Source organism: Francisella sciaenopsi (assembly GCF_045862875.1).
GTDB lineage: Bacteria > Pseudomonadota > Gammaproteobacteria > Francisellales > Francisellaceae > Francisella > Francisella sciaenopsi.
In genome coordinates, this window is record NZ_BTHG01000001.1 from 340,991 (window position 1) to 361,991 (window position 21,001).

Below are 21,001 nucleotides of genomic sequence, written 5' to 3' on the forward strand. Positions count from 1 at the left end.
GAGATTAAAAGAAAACAGCTACTTGATTATCAACTGCGAAAGTTGTGATATCACCTGATAGCTCAATATCACGAGCCAAAGATTCAAAGTCAATATAGTATCTTAGATATTCTGGAACTGATGAAATATCTGTAGTTTCTTCTGCATAGTCTTCAACTGAGTCGTATAAGCCTATGAAACGATCATTTATCATTTCGATAGCTTCATCAATATGATTAGTGTATTTATAAGCTTCTATGAAAAGCTCACCATGTTCTACAATGTTTTGAGCTACTTGAGAAATAGTTTCTAAGCTTTCATACTCTGACAAACCTAGATTATCAAAATCTTCATAATCATGTATTGCCCACTCTTCAGCATCTGGCATAGGTGAATCTGCTAAAATCTCTTGAATTTCTTCTTCTAAAGCGGAAACATCTTGGTTTGCGTCAATCCATTTACCGTATAGGATACCATTGTTATAGCTTGCTAAACACGCGATATAAATTTGAGGCTCGTAGTTTGTTGTCATTTTTTGCTCCTTTTGCGTTCACTGTTACAACAACTTGAAGGACAGCCAATTACAAAACATAGAAAATCATGGTGGAACTCACAGGCAAAACCTTGATTTTATATGGTATTGGCAAACTGGTTTGGTGTAATACAGTGACAAAAGGTGTTAGTCAAAAAATACAAACGAAGAGCTTATTTTAGTCATCGCATTAGCAAAAGCTATACAGTGATTATCTAGGTACTTATGGATTAGCAAAACTAGGTGTTTTTAGAAGTTAGAAATACTAGTTTTAGTAGTGTCTATGTTAGAGCTTTTGGGCTGGTATGAGTAAGCTTTTGTGTGGTCTGTTTGAGTGTGGAGCTTACTATTTCTAGTAGCTATTGTAGATATGCTTGAGCTTTTAGATGCTTATGGCAAATAGTATTGATGGTAGAAATGATAGATAGTTATAGGCTGTTCTTACTCTTTGAAGTAGCATTAAAATTAAATGCTATCACAGGGACTAAATCTAGTTTATCGCAAAGCTTCCTCAATAGCTTGAGGATTATTAGCAATGGCTGTTAAAAATGAGCGAGCTGTAGAATCAATTTTATTCTTATTTTGCTCCCATTTTTCAACAGTTCTGATTTTTAAACCAAATTTTTCACAAAAGCTAACTCTTGTCAAACCAAGCTGTTCTCTAATTTTAATAACATCTACACCTGAGGTTATTATTATCTTGTGATGTTTTGCTTCAAGTTTTTTATCAGCAACTTCAGTCATCTCTTTTGCCGATTGCTGTAGTAATTCATTTATATCTAAATTCATAACATGCCTCCTTTTAACTTAGACACACTCTGCTTAAGAATATTTTTAGTTTCATCTGTTATATTATCCATAACAGATTTTGGATATGCTAAAAGTAAATAGATAGGATTTTGTTCATTATAAAAATAATAAATTGTCCTTATACCACTACTTTTACCAGTTCCAGCACGCTTCCAGCGTAACTTCCTACATCCTCCAGTACCTTGTATTATATCTCCAGCAGTTGGATTGTTAGCAATATATTCAATTAATTCTTCTTTTGTCACTTCATCTAAGAATTTGTCAGCAATCTTAGAAAAAGTTGGCGTTTCTGTTACAGTTTGCCACATTTGTAATTCCTTAAATTTCTAGAATTATATTAACACAACCCTATTAGGGTAGCAATATATTTATATAGTCTTAAACTCAAACCACTTCCAGACCTCATCAGTTAGATTAAATTGACGCTTTTGCCCATTGGTTGATACAGTTACCGACTTTATTGACTTAATAGCTTTTTCAACCATTTGAGCTTTAGCTTGATCTGGCATCACATATCTAACTTTAGTTATCTGATTAGCTTTTATCATTTTAAGGTACTGCACTATTATCTGCTGATAGCGATATTTACTTTTTATAGTTCGCTCAGCCTCTATAGCTATCTTTTGATTATCTTGTCTAATAATAATTGCATCAGGTCGTTTAATATTTTTAGCTCCAAACCATTCATCAGTTAGCCATCTACCACTAATATATTTTTGGTTTTGTTTAATAGCTTGTAAATGTATCTGCTGACAAAGAAACTTATGCAATAGCTGGCTATGTTTAAGTTTGCTTATTTCAAAACCTCTTCTATCAAGATGATTAGTTTCAGCCATACCTTGTGAAGTGATACCAATTATCTTATATGTTTTATTTGGTTCTTCTACACTTGGTAAATTTATCTCTCTAGCAAAACCTAGTTTTTCTAGTCGTTTGCTAAATCCACCAATACCTTGAGATGAAGTAATACCAGTGACTTCTTTTAATATCTGCCTATTGGTATATACTTCATCCGCTAAGAAATCTAAAGCAAGCTTAACTCGTTTATTGCCTTGTTCTATAAGATCTTTTCTACCCCTTGTTTCAATCATTATAAAGCCCCCATAATATCATTATCATCTTCTGAGTTTGTTTCAGAGTCATTGACACTATAAGGTTCAGCTTGTAGAACTGTAGGAAACTTAACATCTGGAGCATACTTAAACACCTCTGTCTGCACTATCCTTGGTAAACCATAACTTAGCATTAATGCTACATTACTTGGTAGATTCTCTATCAATGTAGCACTAAAGACATTAACTTCTACTGGCACTTTAATAGTTTCAGTAACCTCTTCAATTTCTTTCATTGCAGAATTACGCTTAATAACCTTATTTTCTTTGTATACAACTTTAGTACCTGTCATATCACTTATACTTTTTGATATTTTTCTATTTGGTTGCTGATAAATAAGTTTTATAGAGTTCGTTATGATCGCATTCATTACAGCTTGTCCATCAACATCAGTTCTAATTCCAACCAAACTCTCAAATGAAGTCATATTAACTAACATAGTACATGCTTTTTTTCTTAGTTGTTCTATTGACTCTTTAACCAACAAGTTGGCAAAACTTGGAAATTCATCCATAAACATGAACACATGTTTAGAGTCTTCATCTCGATACTGTAAAATTTGTACAACTCTCATCATAAACATTGAACATAAAACAGCTAGCTCAGTACGCTTATTTAGTCTAGGGCACGATATATAAATAACATCACCAACTTCTATAGCCTCTTTAATAGAAATACTTTTTGAGACTTTCACCATTAATCTTTTACTAAGGCTTAAAAACTCATTAACAAATTGAGGTAGCTCACCATTTGGACTTTTAAGAGCATCCTCACCATATTTATTAAATATTTTTTGATGAAGATCATACATACACTCCACATTATCTAACTCATGAACATAATAGTTAAACACTGCATCTCTAGAAAACTGATTATGATAGTTGCCATCACTGTCTTTATACTCTATATAAGGAAACACACTGCTAATGAGCTCTTCAAATTCATAAGGGCTACACTTTTGTAAAACATCAATCTGAGGAATAAGATATTCCTTAAAATTTATCCAATGGAAATTTCTATTAGATTTTTCTGCATTATCTTTTAAGTTTTTCATCATATGGGTGTCATCATTGGGATCAAAGACCACAACAGGATATCCCTTCAAAACCATCTGACATAAGAATGTTTGCGAAAATGAGCCTTTACCCTTACCACTAGCTCCTATTATTGCAAAGTGTGGTAATTCTTTTCTAAAGAGTTCGCCATCATCTATATAGACTGGTTTATTGGTATCAACATCTTTTGCGATGAAAGTTTGATCTTTCTTAAAGTATTTAGTAGGCAAGTATTTCTTGGTGTCTTTAACACGACTCATTAAATAATTATACTCCTGTTCAGAGCTTGTTAGACCTTCATCTTTCATATTTTTATTAGCTTTATGACTTATGTAGCCTGCAAAAAATGGCTCTATTTTTTTAGCATATAAAGTTTTTGATAAGACAGACTGTATTATTATAAGCACTAATAAAACAATATAGAAAATAGCAATATTAGTCCATATATAATTTGATAGTAGATCGTAAGCGCTTAAGTAAGGATTAACACTAATAATTTGATTAAATCGTTCTATTGGATTGCCAAAAAAATGCATATAGCTAAATGCTCTTGTAACATAAACAGCTAATACCCAACCAACACCTATAAAAAATATAGAGATAATAATAGTGTACAGTGTTATTGATAGCCCTTGAAGTAATTGAATTTCAAATGTTGTCTCTTGATTTTGTAACATTTTAAATCCAATATAATGAGAAATAGAAATTACTGGTAGTAATAACAATAACCTAAAATACCAGCCTCCATCTGTCTTAAAACCTGAATAATCAACAAGACTTGATATAGTAGATAAAACTATATCTAACTCATCTATGTTATATGACAAAAGTATTACTATGCATGAGATTATCGGCAATGATACCGCCAGATAGAATGTAATACCTATAGTTGATCTATTTCTAGACATATTTTGATTTTTCATAATAAATTCCTTATTAAATAATGTTCACACTTATATTTTCTAGAAAGACAAAATGAACACCGTATGAACACCTCTGTTCACAAAATTTTCATATTTTTGTTTACACTTTAAATTACTAAAAGCTAGATATTGCTTAAGTCTTTAGCTTAAATATTATCTTGTTCATACTATGTACATTCTCATGTTATATAAATGTTCATTGTTCACAGTCTCTAGACAAAAATATCGTGAACACTACTTTTTATTTTGTTTGTACGCTTTGATAACCTTACTAACTAATCCAAGGCTACAATCCATCTCTTGTGCAATATCTCTCTGAGTCATATCAGACTGATACATTTCAATTATTCGCTCATCTCTAGATTGCTTAGCAGTTGAAATATTCCAATGACCATTCACTAAGTGAACCTCTATATCCTCAATTTTTTCACCATTACGATTTTTCTCAACCTTCACTATAAATCGAGCACCCTGCTCATATTCATAGTCAGAAGGATGTTTAAGACATAAAACAGTATCTAATACATCCTGTTTAGCTGATGAGCCTCTATTAGTTCCATTTTTACCAGCATGATCTACCAAAAGAATAGTTTTACCCTTAGCTCTAAGGCTCAACAACCAATCTTGAGTAATACGCCATGCTTCTGTTGTATTCTCCCTACCACTACGACATAGAGTAGCTAAATTATCTAGAACTATAAAATCAGCCCAGTCAACAATATCTTCGAGAGACTCCTGTCCTTCTAGGGTTGATAAATCTGGCATTACCTGATCAGCTAATAAAGTATCATGACTTACAATTTTAAATTGGCTATTTGAAAGTCCATTAGATAGATTCATTAATCTGTCTCTTATGCTTACCAAAGGCATTTCCCCATCTATAAATAATGTATTTACAGATCTATTAGCTTCCCAACTTAGAAAATTTGTACCTGTAGATATTGCCCAAGCAATCCCTGTAGATAGATGCGTTTTTCCTACACCTCGTTCTGCATAGACCATTATTAGATCTTTTTCTTTAATGATAGGTTCAAGCAAGAATTCTTTAGATCTTAAATCCTTAGCAACTACTTCATCCCATGATAATGCTTGTACTTTTTTAGATGCTACTTGGTTTTGGATCTCCTTATATGCAGAGCTAACAATATTGCAAAACTCAAAGAAACCAATGCTTTGATCTATGCTCTCGACCACATCTGTATTTTCATCTGTTAGATTTTTCTTGATTGAACTTTTAATAAAGAAATTCAACATATCTAAATGTGACTGTTTCAATTTTTTATATTTACTATCAGAAATGGCTCCTTGATTAAATTTATTTGTAAGCTCGTTAATTTTGTCTAATGTCCAATTAACAGACTCGGCTTCATTAATAAAAATAGAACTTATACTATTTATATCAAATTGCTGATCTGAGTTTTCATTTAACATAATTAGCCTCCTGAAAATATCTAAACTGTTTTTGCTTTTTATCTCGTTGCTCAACGAAACTAGCCATAAATTTATCAACTTCAGATTTTAGCCATAGACTATTACCAAAAACCTTTATTGGCTTAGGAAAATCACCTCTCGCGATATACGCATAAAGAGTCGTTTTTTTCTTTTTTATTATCTTCAGGACTTCATCTATCTTTAAATATTCTTCTTCCATAATTATTAATCTCTAATTCTTTTATGCTCTCGAAAGCGATTGAACACTACCGGCTACTTTTGTATACATGAGATATATTAAATAATCTTGAGAGTATAGAAAGGACACTATTTATACAAAAACTGTCCTTGACAAGTATGATATAGTTATGGATTTTTGAATCTTGTATTATTCAATTTAATTCATATATTCAGCCCACTCCTCCATTAATAAAGCTCTTTTTTCTAGTAGATTTCCTCTTCTATAGGCAGCTTCTACTTTATCTTCAATTTCATGGGCTAAAGCCATTCTTCCGACATGTAAAGGATGATTACTTTTCTCAGTTACCCAATTCAAGAATGTAGATCTAAAGCCATGCTGTGTTATAACTTTATTATAAACTGGATCAATATAGCCTTTAGAATCTGTATTTCTCTTTTTTAAATTTTCATTAAGATTCAAAATAACATTCTTCAAGGCTTTATCTGATATTTGATTACCCTGAGTATTTGGAAATACTAACTTATTATTTGCCAATTTCTTAACTTTATTAAGTACTTCAATAGATCTTTTTGATAGGGGTATTGTATGTGGTTTAGCTTTACTTGCTGAACCTTTCATTATTTCAGCAGGTATAATCCAAACATTTTTTTTAAAATCAAACTGATCCCAAGATGCTTTTGCTATTTGTCCAAATCTACTAGCTGTTAAAACTGCAAACTCTAGAGCTAAGGACGGTATTGAATTTTCAGCTTTAAGATCTTTAATAAAGCTTGGTAACTGACTGTATGGCAAAGCAGGATGATGACTAGTTTTTTGTGTGAGTTTTCCAGATGGTAATAAAACCTCAACCTGTTTTTTAGATGGTGTTGGATTAAGCTCATGATAGAGACTGGATGCAATAGCAAAATCAAAGATATTAGAAATATACGATCTCAACTTAGTTGATGTATCATGTATTTCTGTCCAGATTGGCTTCAAAGTTTCTGTAATATGTGTATGTGTAATTTCACTTATTGGCATTTTCCCAAGAGTTGGAAATATATTTCTTTCAAAAGCTCTTGTCCATCTTGGAAAATCTTTTGGATTTTTCCATTCCTGTGATTTTTTCTCAAGCCACAACCTAGTTACATATTCAAAAGTAATTTGTTTTTGTTGCTCATCATTTTTGATTTGTTCAATCTTAACTTTTCTATCCGTAGCTGGATCAATCCCATCTAATAAAAGATTTTTATATTTTTTAGCCTTATCTCTAGCAAGTTTTAATGGCACTAAAGGAAATGAGCCAAGTCCCATTTCCTTTCGTTTTTGTTTAACACCATTTACACCAGTTCCAAGAGCTGTATATCTAAATATCCATGATTTTGAACCATTTTTTGTAATTTGTAGATATAAACCATCAGCTCCTCCAACACAAAACTTTTGCTTCGATCCATTACTAAGCTTAAGAGATTCAAGCTCTTTTACCGTAAGCACTGTTTTTCTCCGCATGCTATTTTTACCCACCTATATACCCACCTATAATTAGTGAATAGTAACGAATTAATATGAACTTTTCAATACTGAATAAGATTTTATTAAATAGCTGTATGTATTGATATTATTGACTTATAGAACTATTTTGAACTAAAGTGGTAAAAACTGAACTTAATAGGTGACGCCCTCTTTCTCCGCCATATTAAAAGCTCACAGCAATGTGGGCTTTTTTTATGTCCAAAGATTCCTTTATACTCATTATTTTTGTTTTGTATTGATCTAAGAATAAAAAAACAGCTACTTGATCATCAACTGCAAAAGTTGTGATAGCTTTTTGAACTAATAAGAGAATTAATAAGAATAAGATCTTCTTGCTTCTTTCTTAGCTCTACTTATAGCTGCTTTTTTAGCCATTTTTCTCTTCTGTGTTGGTTTTACGTAATGCTGCCTATCTCTAAGCTCTTGTTTGATACCCGCTTTTTCACAAGCTCTTTTGAAATTTCTTAGACTAATATCAAAAGGTTTTTTAGGGTCAACTATTATTCTTGGCATATTATCCTCTCTTAATTTTAGAATATTAAGAACTATTAGAGTTCTTTTAAGGTTAAAAATTATTATTAGCAAAATAGCAATGAAGTATCTAAAGAAGATTTAGAGGCTTTATTTTATTTATACCCTACTAATAGTAATACAAAGCATCTACTAAAGATACATATTATGGAGACATATCTTAAATATAACTAAGATTATGCTCTTATTTCAGAGTATAATGATCATCTATTTAATAATATTGACTTAGAATGATTGATCCAAAAAATACATTCATTGACTTTGAAAATAATAAAATGTTAGAAATTATTTTTAATGATATAACTAATTTAGTTAAGAAAATAAGAAAATCAAAAAAAATAAGCATAGCTCAAGCTGCAGAGATGAGTATATTAAATACTGAAATTATGGAGCAGTTTATTAATTTGATAAACCATATGACAGATAGAGATTTTGATGATAATAAAGAATCCTCGATGATAGAAAGCTGTTTAGATTTTCAAGATTTATGCTTATATCTAAAAGATATCGACAAATATGAAGAAGATTTTGATTTGACTAAAATACCGAGTTTTCACTAAAAAGCTTTCAATTAGTGATTTGTTACTATATGATAGACAACAGTTATTTATATTGTAACTTTAATTTGACTACTACGAAACTAATATATCAGAAGTTTATTTCCAATATTCTATCCTTTATAAGTAAATCGTTAAAGTTTAAAACTAAGCCCAATGTGATTTAACTTATATAAACAACAATTATATAAACAACAAAACAAAAGGAAATAAAACAATGAGACAAGGTACAGTTAAATTTTTTAATACGACTAAAGGATTTGGATTCATAGAGCCTCAAGGTGGTGGCAAAGATGTATTCGTGCATATCAGTGCAGTTGAAAATGCTGGTTTGAGATCTCTACGTGAAGGCGAAAAGGTAAGCTTTGAACTTGAAGAAAACAGAGGCAAAATGGCTGCCGTTAATATCAAATCTATCTAATACAATTATCCTTATGATTTAAAATTATAAGGACATTCTCTTTCTCTCTTTTGGAATGAAATTATCTTTTTATTCCCAACTAAATATCTGTAGCATCGATAATACCTTGTTTTTTACTTTATTCTCTTTGGTTAAAGTATATTTTCTATATTTTTAAACAATCACTTTTTTTAAAGAGCATTAATCCTTCTACAGATCAACTATACTCAATAACCATATCATGCATATATTTGTCAACATATTGAATCTATTAAATAATTGAATAAAAAAATAGGAATAGAAATTATTAATAAAATACATTCAACTTAAAAGTCTAATAGTATATGTATTTTTAAAAATCAAAAATAGAGTTTTATAAATTAATAAATCTTACTTAGTAACTTATCAACTTCATCCATATTATCATTACCGATAACTATAGCAACAAATTTTGAACATTTATCTTTAGACCAAGCTATTGATAATGGTAATGATGGACCTGCAACTTGCCAATCAGATGTTTGCATTCCACTAAATACTCCTCTTTGTACCCTATATTTATAGCCATTTGCTTTTACTCTATCTTCTTCGGCAAAATCCCAAATACCGACTTGACTATTTAAATCATTATTATTTATGATATCTTTTTGAGTAATCCAAACACTTTCATATGCTACTCCTTTATCCCAACGTGAATGAAGTTTAATTTTAGCATCTCCTGAAACAGGAGAAAAAAACTCTAAACTTTCATTCCAAAGTGGATAATTATTATTAATGATTACAAAATTAACAAATGCATCAAAAGTTGTAGCATTACAACCGTATATTTGAATAATATCTCCATATTTAAGTGTCCCTTTTTCTAAAAATCCTTGAGAAACTTCATCATCATTTAAAAAAAATAAATCACATCTTGCTGACTGTGCAAAAATTATTTTATGATCTGTCTTATTTTGATTTTGAACTATAATATCCCATGCAAAAATACTATTAGCTGATACTACTAAAAATGAGATCATTATTATTATTTTTTTCATTTTTTACCGAAATTCACTATTTTATACAAAACCAAGTATAACCGAGTAAAAAAATAAAAACCGTTTCAAATATGTAACAGTAAGTAACAATTTTGTTACATTTATTTCTAGCTAAAATAAGTCATAAAACCTATAATTTATGATTATGAAATTATAAACATGGTGGATATTTTGTGCAAAAAAAGATAGCTATAGTTGATGATGAACTAGATATTAGAAAAGGATTAGCAAACTATCTTCACCAAAATCATTATTTAGTAGATGACTTTGAAGGTGGATTATCTTTTCTTACTTCATTTTCAAAAAAGTTTTATGATTTAATTATTTTAGATGTAATGATGCCGGAAATGGATGGCTTAGAAATTTGTCGAGAAATACGAAAAAATTCTCAAGTTCCTGTTATTTTTCTTTCATCAGCTGGAGAATCATTTGATCGAATCTTAGGAATTGAAACAGGTGCTGATGATTATATTACAAAACCATTTACCCCTCGTGAAGTACTTGCTCGTATAAAATCAATTTTACGAAGATCAGAAAGTAAACCATTGATTACTTCTAAGATATCTACTCCGCATTGGGAAATAGACACTCACCAACAGAAAATCATTTATAAAAATGGTGAAGAAGTCAGCTTTACACCAGCATTATATAAACTATTTAATTATCTCTATAAGAGTAAATCTTATACAGTTACTCGTGAAAAGATTTTTGAAGATATTTTGAAACGAGCTTTTGAAGAGTTTGATAGAACTATAGATATAAGAATAAGTCGATTGCGTAAATTACTAGATACCTGTCCAGATCAAGATACGAGTTATATACAAACTATCAAAGGAACAGGATATAGATTGGATTTATACGATGAATGTATCCCTTCGTAAGCTTATTCGTTCCCAAAAAAAACTTATGCTTGCAGGCATAAGTATTATTTTTGGACTTATTGTTTTGCAATTCTCTTATGTTGGTTATGTTGTTTATTCAGGTACTGAAGAGCCACCTGAGCGCATAGTTGTGTATTTAAATAAAAATAAAAATGAAAAACCAAAGCAAGATTTATTTAATGATGTTGAAAGAACTGATTTTAAAAATGCTTTAAATAATTTGTATCGTAGTTTTACAATATATTCTAAATATCCATTATGTACAAAAAAACAATTAAGTAAACTTATAAATAAATATGAAGTTCTAGTACAGCAATGTGAAAGTATTCAAGTATCAAAAGATTTTTGGATTAATTCACTTTATAAATCACAATATGCATTAACATATCCTATAAATATTACTTTTGGATTAATTGCTTTAATTTTTTTTATAATATTGGCAATATTTTTTATTCAATTAGCTTGGCGAATCCCCTATTTAGAATTTCAACAATTTGCTTTTGAAATGGGAATGTACTTCCAGTCAAAGTCTCTTAAAAAACATAAAGGAAAATTGTTAAATTCTACTGTTGAAACATTTGATTTTATGCAAAAAAGAGTTAATCACATTATTGAATACCAAAATAAATTACTTGCTATGACATGTCATGATATTCGTACCCCATTAGCAAGAATACAAGGAAGAAGACTAATAGATTCTGAAAGTAATCTGAATTCAAGAGATTTAAAAGATATTCAAGAAATCAATAGAATGCTTGATGATTTGGTTTTATTTTCAAAAGAAAATTGGTTAGCAGGTATTTCTCCTGAAGAAGTAAGTATCAGTGAGTTTCTTGATGATATTGCTATGGAATATATAGAGCTTGAAAAAAACATTCGTCTAATAAATTTTTTATCTGAAGATATCTTTATTAATATTAAAAAGCCTGCTTTTAAAAGGGCTATTACCAATATTATAAATAATGGATTTAAGCATGGTGATGAAGTAAAACTATCTATATCTGAAAATACTAATGATATCTACAGGCTAAAAATATCTATAAAAGATAATGGTAACGGTATTCCAATAGAAGAAATTAATAAAGTTTTTGAACCTTTTTATACAGGCTCTTCAACAAAAAAAGGAAACGGTTTAGGGCTAGCAGTTTCTAAAGAAATTATAGAAGCACATCAAGGTGAAATACTCCTAGAGAATAGCATTGATGGAGGTTTAAATGTTACGATTAAACTATAAATCATCTATTTTAAATTTGATATTACTATTAATGTTCGTTCTCATTTCTAAAATAGCTTTTGTAATATATGTATCTTATATCGTAAAATTTTATGCCTTCCACGATGTATATTACAATCAACATTTATATGTTAAAGGATATCACTTTTTATTTTTAGGTTTTTTCTCAATAGGTTTTTTCTTTTTACCTTTCTTACACTTACTAACCCAATCGGTAGATCATCGTAAAATTTTGAAGCTTTGCCTAATATTTCAAATTATTGGAGTTGTTGCCTTTATAATAGCTCCTAACCTATTTACATTATTACTTTCAGCAGCTGCAATGTCACTAATAAATGTAATAATTATATTATCTGTTGTTCAAGTTACTTTAATATCAAAGAAACAACATCAACTTTGGGCATTAGCATTAATCCATGCTTTTGGCTTTACTTTTGCATTAGAGATTTATAGAAGTTTATACCCCATAAATCAAAATATTCAATATATATTATATAGCTGTTTTATACTTATATTAATTAATATAATCTTGCTAAATCTTATAAAATTTGGTACTTACAAATATAGAAAGTCTAGAGACATATTAGAATATTATTTTATAGGTATATTCTCTTTAGTGAAGCATAACAAAGCATTCCTAAAATATACTCTTATATTAGTAATTATGACATGTTTATACATGTATATAGAGATGTTAAAACTTAGTAGTGTATATGTTAATGTGACCCATATGCCTAATATTACAATATCTTTGCCTACTAGTACTATAGTCATAATAACACTATGCTATATAGATAGTAACAAGCTAAAACTAGCCCTATTTGGAATATTTACAGCGATATCTATAATACTATCTTTAACAATCATAATGTTAATTCCACATCATGTATTTAACCATGATAGTTTTAGAAGTATACTAATTGCTGATAGAGCTCTCAGTTTGTCACTATTATCAATGTGGATAGCGTATGTTATTAGGAGCTTCTTAAATATATTTAGTAAAGTTCCAGTATTTTCATTTAGTGTACTTTATTTGATATGTAATGTACTAATTTGGATATTTACTAGATTTTTTTAGATTATTCATAATAAAATAATCAAAAGCCTTTATGGAATACATCTAGTATCAAAACCCAACTTCATAAAGCTATATAAACTTATAACCATAACTCTAAGTTCTTGTGATCTAAACTATACATATAGCTAGAAACATTCGCTCTACCCAAAACTCTATTGTGCATATTAATTTTATTATCTGAAATATATTCAAAATTATATACATAAAGAGTTTTATACATTATTTTCTATTAGAAACTCATTAAAGATATACGTTTTAGTATAATCCTGCTTATTGGTATAAGATCAAAAATCACCCACATAATTGGGCTTCTTTCTAGAGTAAGCCTTAAATCTAAAGCATTGTTATTATGTATGAATTACAGTTCCAGCAAATGCTAACTTGCTGATAACTACAAGAAAAGCTAGTAATGAACCTAATCTATAAAGTTTCATATTTTTATCCTCGTATATATTTACTTACAAAAGCAATCGTAACTAAAGATTTAAAGGAAAACTGTTTCAGATATCTAACACTGCGTAACAATTTTATTACATTGAAAATATTGATGATAAATATTATATTTAGAATTTTGGATAATTATTACCAAGTACAAGGAGCAGTAGCACGTTCAATAACACCCGCTTCACCATTGTAAGTTGCCCAAGGATCTTTTTCTTGAGTTGAGGCTATATGTTCAGCTGGATTTTTAGATACCCAGCTAGTACCATTACATGCTGCATAGTACTTGCCATTATAAGAGACAAAAGCGTATGACTTACCACTATGATCACCATTAAAATACTCTTTATTAGTTCCATCCCATTTTCCGGCATATTCCATTTTCACAGGATCCTTAATTGGAGATGGTGTATGTCCACGAGTCAATGTAACAGTTACTTTTCCAGGATCACTAGAACCTAGCTCACAAGTAATGCCCGTACCACCATGAGTTTCTGCCTTACATACACCACTAGCTACAACCTCACCTGTTGGTGTTAATACTGCCTGATATGACCCTGTCCCAAAAGATCCTTTAATTTCAACTGTTACATCTTGCCATGCTTCTGCATAAGTTGGAGGAGTTGCTTGTAATGTGAAATTATGTGAAGACTTAACAAGAGAACCAAAGATCTGCTGACTTGAAACACTTGCTGCTGTACGTACTTCAGTTGCATCTTCTATTCTTACAGATGCTGAAGCACTAGATCCAGATTTAGCTTCTTTATCTATAATAGGTTGAGTAGAGAAAATTCTAGAATCCACCTTACTATTATTTACTAATTCTAAAGTATAAGAATAAGCTGAAGTGCTAATAGCTAAAGGAGCTAAAATAAAAAGTGATTTATAAAGTTTCATATCGTTGTTCTCTGTTTATTTGTTAGTTTCGAAATTAAGTATAACTAAAGAAAAAAAATAAAGCTGTTTCAAATATGTAACAATATGTAACAGTTTTGTTACATGATATTTACATCCTCTTTATTAAATTTCGCAAATCAAAACGATTATCTAAACTCCTATTTATTACCTTAAAATCGAGTAGCTCATTCTATAAATATTTGAATTACGACATTACTAATATTTTAGTACTAGTTAGCATGAAGTTATTCCTGTTATTAAACAACAATTTTAGAACTACCAGAAAAAATATTAAAACATCAATACTTCTTTTAATTAGTTATGAAAAGATAACCATTTCTTCGATGGATATCCTGGAATTTCTTTGGTCAATACAGGCACCATAAATCCTGATGAAATTTTTGAAAGCTTTTTCATAATATCTTTAGCATTATCAACATTATAATGCTTAGTTCCCGAGACAGTATCTAGCGAATGTATATAGTACGGAATCACTCTAGCACTTATAAGTTTTGTACTCAAAGCATATAATACATTAGCATCATCATTTATGTCTTTAAGTAATGTGCTTTGATTTAGGATAATTATGCCATGCTTGTGTATTTCTTTTAAAACTTCACTAATATTATCATCTAACTCATTTGGATGATTAACATGTATCACTAATATAGTATCAAGCCTATGCTCTGAAAGAATTTTCAAAAGTTTGGTAGTCATTCGCTCTGGTAATACTACAGGTATTCTTGAATGAATTCTAAGCCTTTTGATATGCGGTATTTGCTGAATATTTTCTATAAAAAACTCTAGTATCTCATCATTATTTAAAAGAGGATCACCTCCACTTAATATTACTTCCTCGATACTTTGATCATTTGCTATATATTCAAATGCTTTTAACCAATCTTTTCTACCAGGAATATTTTCTCTATAATCAAACTCTTTACGAAAACAGTAGCGACAATGCACAGCACAGCTTGTTTGTGATATCAGCAGAACTCTACCATAATATTTGTGCAGTAGTCCTGGCACTTTATTATAGTTTTTTTCATCAAGTGGATCACTACTATAGGCTTGATCTATTACCTCTTCATCTACAGTTGGCAAAACTTGCTTGAGCAATGGATCATTGATATTATTTTTTTGCATTCTATCAGCGAATGATCTAGGTACTATCATTTTAAATTTCTTGGTTATATTTAATGAAACTTTGGCTTCTTCACTATCTATTTCCAAAAACTCTAATAATTCTAAAGGTGAGTAGAAAGATTCTTTAAGGGATTTTTTCCAGTCATTAGTAGACATCTATTTATATTTAAACTAAGATTTTTTAATCTTCGAATTCTCTCATATAACTATAGATTGTCAATTTGTTTATACTAGAAGATCTGATTCATTAATCTATTCAGAATGTTTTACACCTATATCTGCCAAAATTTTAGATTTAACTTTTAAAAGCTCTTTGATATAAAAATCTTTGTTTTCGGCATAACGATATTGAGGCACAAGTATAGAAACTCCAAAACTGCCTAAAAAAGTATTCACTGCCACTGCCGTACTGACTATGCCTTCTATTGTTTTGCCATGATCATATTCAACACCATCCGCTCTAATCTTAGCAAACCTTTCAAATAATTCTCTATTATCCTTAACATCTTCATCCAGGATATCGATAATTTCTTCATCTGAATACAGTGCTAATAAAGCCCTACCAGAAGCTGTATAGTAAATTGGCTTTTCAAGTACACCTATTCTTGGAATTACTTGTAGTTCCCTATTCACTATGAACCTATGCATTATGATAAGATCAGTATTGTTTGATTGTGTCAGAACAACTGTTTCACGTATTTTTTCGCTAAGCTTCCTTAATGTGTTCTGTGTCAAAGAGACTATATCTGCATAAGATGAAGATGCTAACTTAAAAACACCTGAACCAAGTAAAATCTTACCAGCACCTTCACTTCTTGTGAATCCCTCAGCTTCAAGAGCAGCAACTATTCTTTGCACCGTAGATCGTGGTAAATCAACTTTCTTTGCTATATCCCCCAAGCTCATCCCACCAGGCTCATCACTAATACTTTGTAGTACATTGACAGCTCTACTAATCACTTGGATTTTTTTTTCATTACTCATAAAAAGTCAATAATTTCAAAGATTTAACAATATTTTGACTAATAATAACTTTTTTTATATAAAATTTCCAAAACATTATTGTACCATTTTGCGATACAGTGTATCATATGAATTGAAAGAACTATATCTTAGAAAAGTTATCCCTATATACCATCAAATTGATTATTTAATACAAAGGAGTTCGATATGATTGTAATTTCTATTGATGGATTATTATTTTCTCCACTTGTACTATTTATAAGTATCGCTTGTATACTAACAATCATTACCAATTTAACAATACCTAGAATATTGAATCACTATACAAATTTAAAACCATCATGGCTAAATTTATTATTGTTTATATGTTATTTAGGTGTAAGTATGTTTTTGCTTGGAGGCTAATATGCCAAATAGAAAGACTAAATCTCTAGTCAGTATGATAATCATCATTTTAGCCATGTTTTCTCTGTACTCTATATGGCAGTATTACTTTTATTCTCCTTGGACTAGAGATGGTAGAATTAGAGCCAAGATTATAACAATAGCTCCTGACGTATCTGGTTTTGTTACAAAAATTTATGTAGCAGATAACCAAAAAGTTAAAAAAGGAGATTTAATATTTTCTATTGATGATGAAAGATATGTAGCAAGTTTTGAGGAAAAAGAAGCATTATTAGAACATGCTCTAATTGAATGGAAACTTTCTCAAAAACAGTATAACCGAAGAGAACAGCTAGGTAAAACTGGAGCTATTAGTAAAGAGGAATTGGATGACTACTTAATGCAAGAAAAACTCAAAAGAGCTGCCCTAGGAAAAGCAAAAGCAGATCTTCAAATGGCTAAAATTAATCTAAATAGAAGCAAAGTCTATGCTCCAGTTAGTGGAACTATAAATAATATAGATTTAAGACAAGGTAATTTCGTAACTGCTGAAAAACCAGTAATGTCTATTGTTGAAGAAGATTCTTTTTATGCAACTGGTTATTTTGAAGAAACTAAATTACCTAATATTAAAATAGGTAAAAAAGCTAAAATTCAGTTAATGAGTGGTGAATCTCCTATGTATGGTCACGTCATTAGTATTGGTAGAGCCGTAGCAGATGATAATACAAATGTTAATAGCCAACTTTTACCTAAAGTTCAGCAAACGTACGATTGGGTTAGATTATCAAAAAGAATTCCTGTTGATATATCCTTAGATAAAATACCTAAAAACATAACCTTAGTTTCTGGTGTTAATACAACAATAACCATAAAATCATGATACAACTACTATATAGAGTAAATATATTTTTTACCAAAAATAAGCTTATTTATACATTTAAAGCTTGCTTAGCAATAACTTTAGCTTTAGGAATATCTATGAGTTTAGATCTTGAGAAGCCTATGTGGGCGATGATTTCTGCACTTTTCTTGCAAGTCAGACCTGAAACAGGATTTATTATTGAAAAAGCCGTCGGACTAGTTTTAGCTTCTTTTATAGGTGTAATAGTAGGTTTTATGATAGTATCTCTATTTTTACCATACCCTACGTTAGCTTTATCATCTTTATGTTTTTTTATTGCTATAACTGTATTTTTTTCTGCTGGGATGTCTCATTCTAATTTCATTTATGCATTTACTTTAGCAAATACAACTTGTTTAATAATAGTTTTTTATTCAATAGCTACCCCAGCACTAACAACTGGAGAAAGTATTTTTGACACTGGCTATTTTAGAGTTACAGAAATAATGATTGGTAGTTTGTGTTCATGTTTAGTAAATTATTATATTTTTCCAATGAAAGTAGAAAGTACATTAAAAAAACATGTTGAAAAATCCTTAGATCTAACGATTAATTATATTACAGATATTTTTTCCGCAGAAGATTTTACTAATAATGAGAAATATAATATACAGGTTGAGAATATTCTTAATAATCTTATTATTTTAGATAATGACTTAAGTGCAGCTAGATACGAAAATCTTAAAAAAGAAAATTACTATATATTTTCAAATAGGATTGTTTCTTTAATACAATCAGCTCATTTATTAAGAAAACATACAACTAAAAGTAAATCTAAAGATATTATTAAAAAAGAGCTAAAACAAATTCATGAAGAAATTTGCAGAAAAAGTATTCTTGATATAAAACTAACTTCAGATTCTAAAAATATATTAATAACGACTATTGTTGATAAACTTAATGCTATAATAAATAGTTACCATATGACCTCAAAAAATACCTCTAATAACGCTATAAATAAAGATTATTATAGCTTTAAAAATTATAATAATCCCATATCTACACTTATTATAATATCTAGAACCATCTGTTTAATTCTCTGTTTATCTTTATTTTGGATAAATACAGAAGGTAACTCAAGCTTATTAATGATGTTAGTACTTCCTTGTGTTTTATCTCAGCTTTTTATAGCAGCTCCAGCTCCTGAAGAATTAGTTAAAAAGGCAACCTTAGGTATACTTATCGCAATTCCAATAAGTATATTTATTACTTTAACTCTATTAGCTCAGGTAGTAGGTTATTTTGAGCTACTTATATTAATTTTATTGATTTCACTATTTCCTGCTATTCTTGTTATGACAGATCTTCGATTTCAAGCATCGTGTATAGGTTTTTGTCTAGCTTTTATATGTATTATACAACCAAGTAACCATATGAGTTTTGAGACGTCTAAATCTATCACTGTAGGCATAAGTGCTCTTGTTGGATGTGGTGTATTATGGATAGTTTTTAAACTTTTTCCTCATTCTCCATATGCAATTACTCGAAGGTTTGCTATTAGATCTATAATTAAAGACATAAAAAAATTGCAACTCAAAGAAATATCAGAAAAACAATTTCAGTCTAGTCTTATAAAAAAAATACTATGTGTATACAAAAATAGAAAAGATGATCAGTCATCAGAAAGGGATATTGAGTTTGCTTTACAAAGTCTTACAAAATGTTACTAATTTATATTAATTATCCGAAGAGCTTATACAGATAAATTACACTTATAGCCACTATACTTACGGATATTTATCACACCTGTATCAAATATTAGATACTGGCCTTTGATACCTATTAGCTTTGCATCAATTATTGGATCTTTATCTAAGTTAAATGATTTAATTTTTGCAGGATACTCAAGCACAGGGTAATTTATAGTTTGAATATTACCCTCTACAGCTTCAACACTATTATCACCATATTTAGCTTTGATTTGAGCTATTTTCTCACTAGACTTTTCGATCAGCTCATCTCTTAAACTTTCAAAATCGACTCCTGAATCTGGTTCTCCTTGAAGCATTTTTCGCCAGTTGGTTTTATCTGAGATATGCTCTTTAATAGCAACTTCAACTAAGCCTGATATTAATCTAGTCTCTACAGCAAAGATTGGTATCGCTTGACTAGCTCCCTGATCTATCCAACGTGAAGGAATATTTTTAAGCTTTGTAATACCTACTTTGATATCACCTGTATTTGATAGATATACAATGTGGGTTTTCATACAGTTTTCTTCGCCCCAACTAGAATCTCTACAAGTCCCTGCTGCAAAATGACATAATTCAGGCTTAACGATACAAATATCACACTCTGGTAGCTTTCTCATACACATAAAGCAGTAACCTTGAGAATAGCTTTTTTTAGTTTTAATACCACAAGATACGCAGTTTATTTCATTTAGAAATTCAATTTTTAAATTCTTTCCGATCAAATCATTTATACAGATACCATCCAACTCATAACGAGCATTATTATCACTATCTAATGATGTTTTCATTTTATGTAAATTTATAGTTTTATTCATCGATACTTTTTTACAGTCTTAAGTTGCCTTTTAGGATAGCAGACTTTAAAACTAGTTAAAATGCTAGTTATTATTAGATATAATCAAATTAATCAAATTAACTCTCTTCTGATATGAGTGTAAGATTAGATAAATGGTTATGGGCTGCTAGATTCTACAAAACTAGAGCTCTTGCAAAAAAAGCTGTCGAAGGTGGCAAAGTACACTTTCAAGGACAAAAAACGAAAGTTAGCAAAACTGTAAATATTGGTGATGAATATCAAATTCAACAGTCATATATTAAAAAAACAATAATTGTTGAAGCTCTCGATGAAGTTAGAAAATCAGCTATTGAAGCTCAAAAACTCTACACAGAAACACAACAAAGTATCGAAAAAAGAGAAAAAGAAGCAACTATCAGAAAAACTGCTAACTTATTAAGCCCAGAAAAGCCTACAAAAAAACAGCGTAGGCAGATAATTGATTTTAAAAGAAATGATTAA

Annotated in this window: 23 protein-coding genes; 9 read left to right on the forward strand and 14 right to left on the reverse strand. The window is 29.8% G+C overall.

Features of this window, described 5'->3' with window-relative positions:
• Positions 1-4 precede the first annotated feature (4 nt).
• The 9 genes from ACKTR7_RS01695 to rpsU all read right to left on the reverse strand — a co-directional run bounded on the left by ACKTR7_RS01695 (position 5) and on the right by rpsU (position 8,070).
• Positions 5-511, reverse strand: coding sequence for an antirestriction protein ArdA (locus tag ACKTR7_RS01695; RefSeq protein WP_407876740.1), 507 nt, complete (start codon positions 509-511; stop codon positions 5-7).
• 495 nt (positions 512-1,006) lie between these two features.
• The gene (locus ACKTR7_RS01700; RefSeq protein WP_407876741.1) at positions 1,007-1,300 is read right to left on the reverse strand and encodes a helix-turn-helix domain-containing protein; all 294 of its coding nucleotides are present in this window, start codon (positions 1,298-1,300) and stop codon (positions 1,007-1,009) included.
• Positions 1,297-1,629, reverse strand: coding sequence for a type II toxin-antitoxin system RelE/ParE family toxin (locus tag ACKTR7_RS01705; protein WP_407876742.1), 333 nt, complete (start codon positions 1,627-1,629; stop codon positions 1,297-1,299). The genes ACKTR7_RS01700 and ACKTR7_RS01705 overlap by 4 nt, the downstream gene beginning before the upstream one ends.
• A gap of 60 nt (positions 1,630-1,689) precedes the next feature.
• Positions 1,690-2,412 (reverse strand): TriL protein, encoded by a 723-nt coding sequence (locus ACKTR7_RS01710; protein WP_407876743.1) that lies wholly within the window; start codon positions 2,410-2,412, stop codon positions 1,690-1,692.
• Positions 2,412-4,412 (reverse strand): type IV secretion system DNA-binding domain-containing protein, encoded by a 2,001-nt coding sequence (locus ACKTR7_RS01715; RefSeq protein WP_407876744.1) that lies wholly within the window; start codon positions 4,410-4,412, stop codon positions 2,412-2,414. The genes ACKTR7_RS01710 and ACKTR7_RS01715 overlap by 1 nt, the downstream gene beginning before the upstream one ends.
• A gap of 234 nt (positions 4,413-4,646) precedes the next feature.
• Positions 4,647-5,843 carry an AAA family ATPase gene (locus tag ACKTR7_RS01720; RefSeq protein ID WP_407876745.1) on the reverse strand — a complete coding sequence of 399 codons (1,197 nt, stop codon included), beginning with the start codon at positions 5,841-5,843 and terminating at the stop codon, positions 4,647-4,649.
• On the reverse strand, positions 5,833-6,063 hold the full coding sequence (locus ACKTR7_RS01725; RefSeq protein WP_407876746.1) for a helix-turn-helix transcriptional regulator: 231 nt from the start codon (positions 6,061-6,063) through the stop codon (positions 5,833-5,835). Before ACKTR7_RS01725 ends, ACKTR7_RS01720 begins: the two co-directional genes overlap by 11 nt.
• 177 nt (positions 6,064-6,240) lie before the next feature.
• Positions 6,241-7,533 carry a tyrosine-type recombinase/integrase gene (locus ACKTR7_RS01730; protein WP_407876747.1) on the reverse strand — a complete coding sequence of 431 codons (1,293 nt, stop codon included), beginning with the start codon at positions 7,531-7,533 and terminating at the stop codon, positions 6,241-6,243.
• A 336-nt stretch (positions 7,534-7,869) separates the two neighbouring features.
• Positions 7,870-8,070: a 30S ribosomal protein S21 gene (rpsU, locus tag ACKTR7_RS01735; RefSeq protein WP_014715333.1), complete on the reverse strand. Its 201-nt coding sequence runs from the start codon at positions 8,068-8,070 to the stop codon at positions 7,870-7,872.
• Between the two features lie 248 nt (positions 8,071-8,318).
• Between rpsU and ACKTR7_RS01740 the strand changes: the two genes are divergently transcribed.
• Both ACKTR7_RS01740 and ACKTR7_RS01745 read left to right on the forward strand, forming a co-directional pair.
• Entirely contained in the window at positions 8,319-8,648 is a 330-nt protein-coding gene (locus ACKTR7_RS01740; protein ID WP_222830814.1) for a hypothetical protein, read from the forward strand.
• A gap of 214 nt (positions 8,649-8,862) precedes the next feature.
• Positions 8,863-9,066: a cold-shock protein gene (locus ACKTR7_RS01745; protein ID WP_407876748.1), complete on the forward strand. Its 204-nt coding sequence runs from the start codon at positions 8,863-8,865 to the stop codon at positions 9,064-9,066.
• 359 nt (positions 9,067-9,425) lie between these two features.
• On the opposite strand, the gene ACKTR7_RS01750 is transcribed toward ACKTR7_RS01745, so the two are convergent.
• Positions 9,426-10,082 carry a hypothetical protein gene (locus ACKTR7_RS01750; RefSeq protein WP_407876749.1) on the reverse strand — a complete coding sequence of 219 codons (657 nt, stop codon included), beginning with the start codon at positions 10,080-10,082 and terminating at the stop codon, positions 9,426-9,428.
• Positions 10,083-10,255: 173 nt separating this feature from the next.
• On the opposite strand from ACKTR7_RS01750, the gene ACKTR7_RS01755 reads away from it, so the two are divergent.
• From ACKTR7_RS01755 to ACKTR7_RS01765, 3 genes are read left to right on the forward strand one after another with little or no spacing between them, the layout of a single operon-like run.
• On the forward strand, positions 10,256-10,963 hold the full coding sequence (locus ACKTR7_RS01755) for a response regulator transcription factor (RefSeq protein ID WP_407876750.1): 708 nt from the start codon (positions 10,256-10,258) through the stop codon (positions 10,961-10,963).
• The gene (locus ACKTR7_RS01760; protein WP_407876751.1) at positions 10,944-12,197 is read left to right on the forward strand and encodes a sensor histidine kinase; all 1,254 of its coding nucleotides are present in this window, start codon (positions 10,944-10,946) and stop codon (positions 12,195-12,197) included. The genes ACKTR7_RS01755 and ACKTR7_RS01760 overlap by 20 nt, the downstream gene beginning before the upstream one ends.
• Positions 12,178-13,275 (forward strand): hypothetical protein, encoded by a 1,098-nt coding sequence (locus ACKTR7_RS01765; RefSeq protein WP_407876752.1) that lies wholly within the window; start codon positions 12,178-12,180, stop codon positions 13,273-13,275. Before ACKTR7_RS01760 ends, ACKTR7_RS01765 begins: the two co-directional genes overlap by 20 nt.
• A 582-nt stretch (positions 13,276-13,857) precedes the next feature.
• Here the strand turns inward: ACKTR7_RS01765 and ACKTR7_RS01770 are convergent.
• From ACKTR7_RS01770 to ACKTR7_RS01780, 3 genes are all read right to left on the reverse strand, one after another.
• The gene (locus ACKTR7_RS01770; protein WP_407876753.1) at positions 13,858-14,613 is read right to left on the reverse strand and encodes a hypothetical protein; all 756 of its coding nucleotides are present in this window, start codon (positions 14,611-14,613) and stop codon (positions 13,858-13,860) included.
• Positions 14,614-14,928: 315 nt separating this feature from the next.
• The gene (gene epmB, locus ACKTR7_RS01775) at positions 14,929-15,915 is read right to left on the reverse strand and encodes an EF-P beta-lysylation protein EpmB (RefSeq protein WP_407876754.1); all 987 of its coding nucleotides are present in this window, start codon (positions 15,913-15,915) and stop codon (positions 14,929-14,931) included.
• Between the two features lie 96 nt (positions 15,916-16,011).
• The gene (locus tag ACKTR7_RS01780; protein WP_407876755.1) at positions 16,012-16,743 is read right to left on the reverse strand and encodes an IclR family transcriptional regulator; all 732 of its coding nucleotides are present in this window, start codon (positions 16,741-16,743) and stop codon (positions 16,012-16,014) included.
• Positions 16,744-16,929: 186 nt separating this feature from the next.
• On the opposite strand from ACKTR7_RS01780, the gene ACKTR7_RS01785 reads away from it, so the two are divergent.
• From ACKTR7_RS01785 to ACKTR7_RS01795, 3 genes are read left to right on the forward strand one after another with little or no spacing between them, the layout of a single operon-like run.
• The gene (locus ACKTR7_RS01785) at positions 16,930-17,127 is read left to right on the forward strand and encodes a hypothetical protein (RefSeq protein WP_407876756.1); all 198 of its coding nucleotides are present in this window, start codon (positions 16,930-16,932) and stop codon (positions 17,125-17,127) included.
• 1 nt (position 17,128) lies between these two features.
• Positions 17,129-17,989, forward strand: coding sequence for an efflux RND transporter periplasmic adaptor subunit (locus ACKTR7_RS01790; protein WP_407876757.1), 861 nt, complete (start codon positions 17,129-17,131; stop codon positions 17,987-17,989).
• Positions 17,986-19,680 (forward strand): FUSC family protein, encoded by a 1,695-nt coding sequence (locus ACKTR7_RS01795; protein ID WP_407876758.1) that lies wholly within the window; start codon positions 17,986-17,988, stop codon positions 19,678-19,680. Before ACKTR7_RS01790 ends, ACKTR7_RS01795 begins: the two co-directional genes overlap by 4 nt.
• 23 nt (positions 19,681-19,703) lie before the next feature.
• Here ACKTR7_RS01795 and ACKTR7_RS01800 read toward each other — a convergent pair whose 3' ends face one another.
• Positions 19,704-20,519, reverse strand: coding sequence for a DUF2797 domain-containing protein (locus ACKTR7_RS01800; protein WP_407876759.1), 816 nt, complete (start codon positions 20,517-20,519; stop codon positions 19,704-19,706).
• A gap of 113 nt (positions 20,520-20,632) precedes the next feature.
• Here ACKTR7_RS01800 and ACKTR7_RS01805 point away from each other — a divergent pair, with 113 nt between their 5' ends.
• Entirely contained in the window at positions 20,633-21,001 is a 369-nt protein-coding gene (locus ACKTR7_RS01805) for an RNA-binding S4 domain-containing protein (RefSeq protein ID WP_407876760.1), read from the forward strand.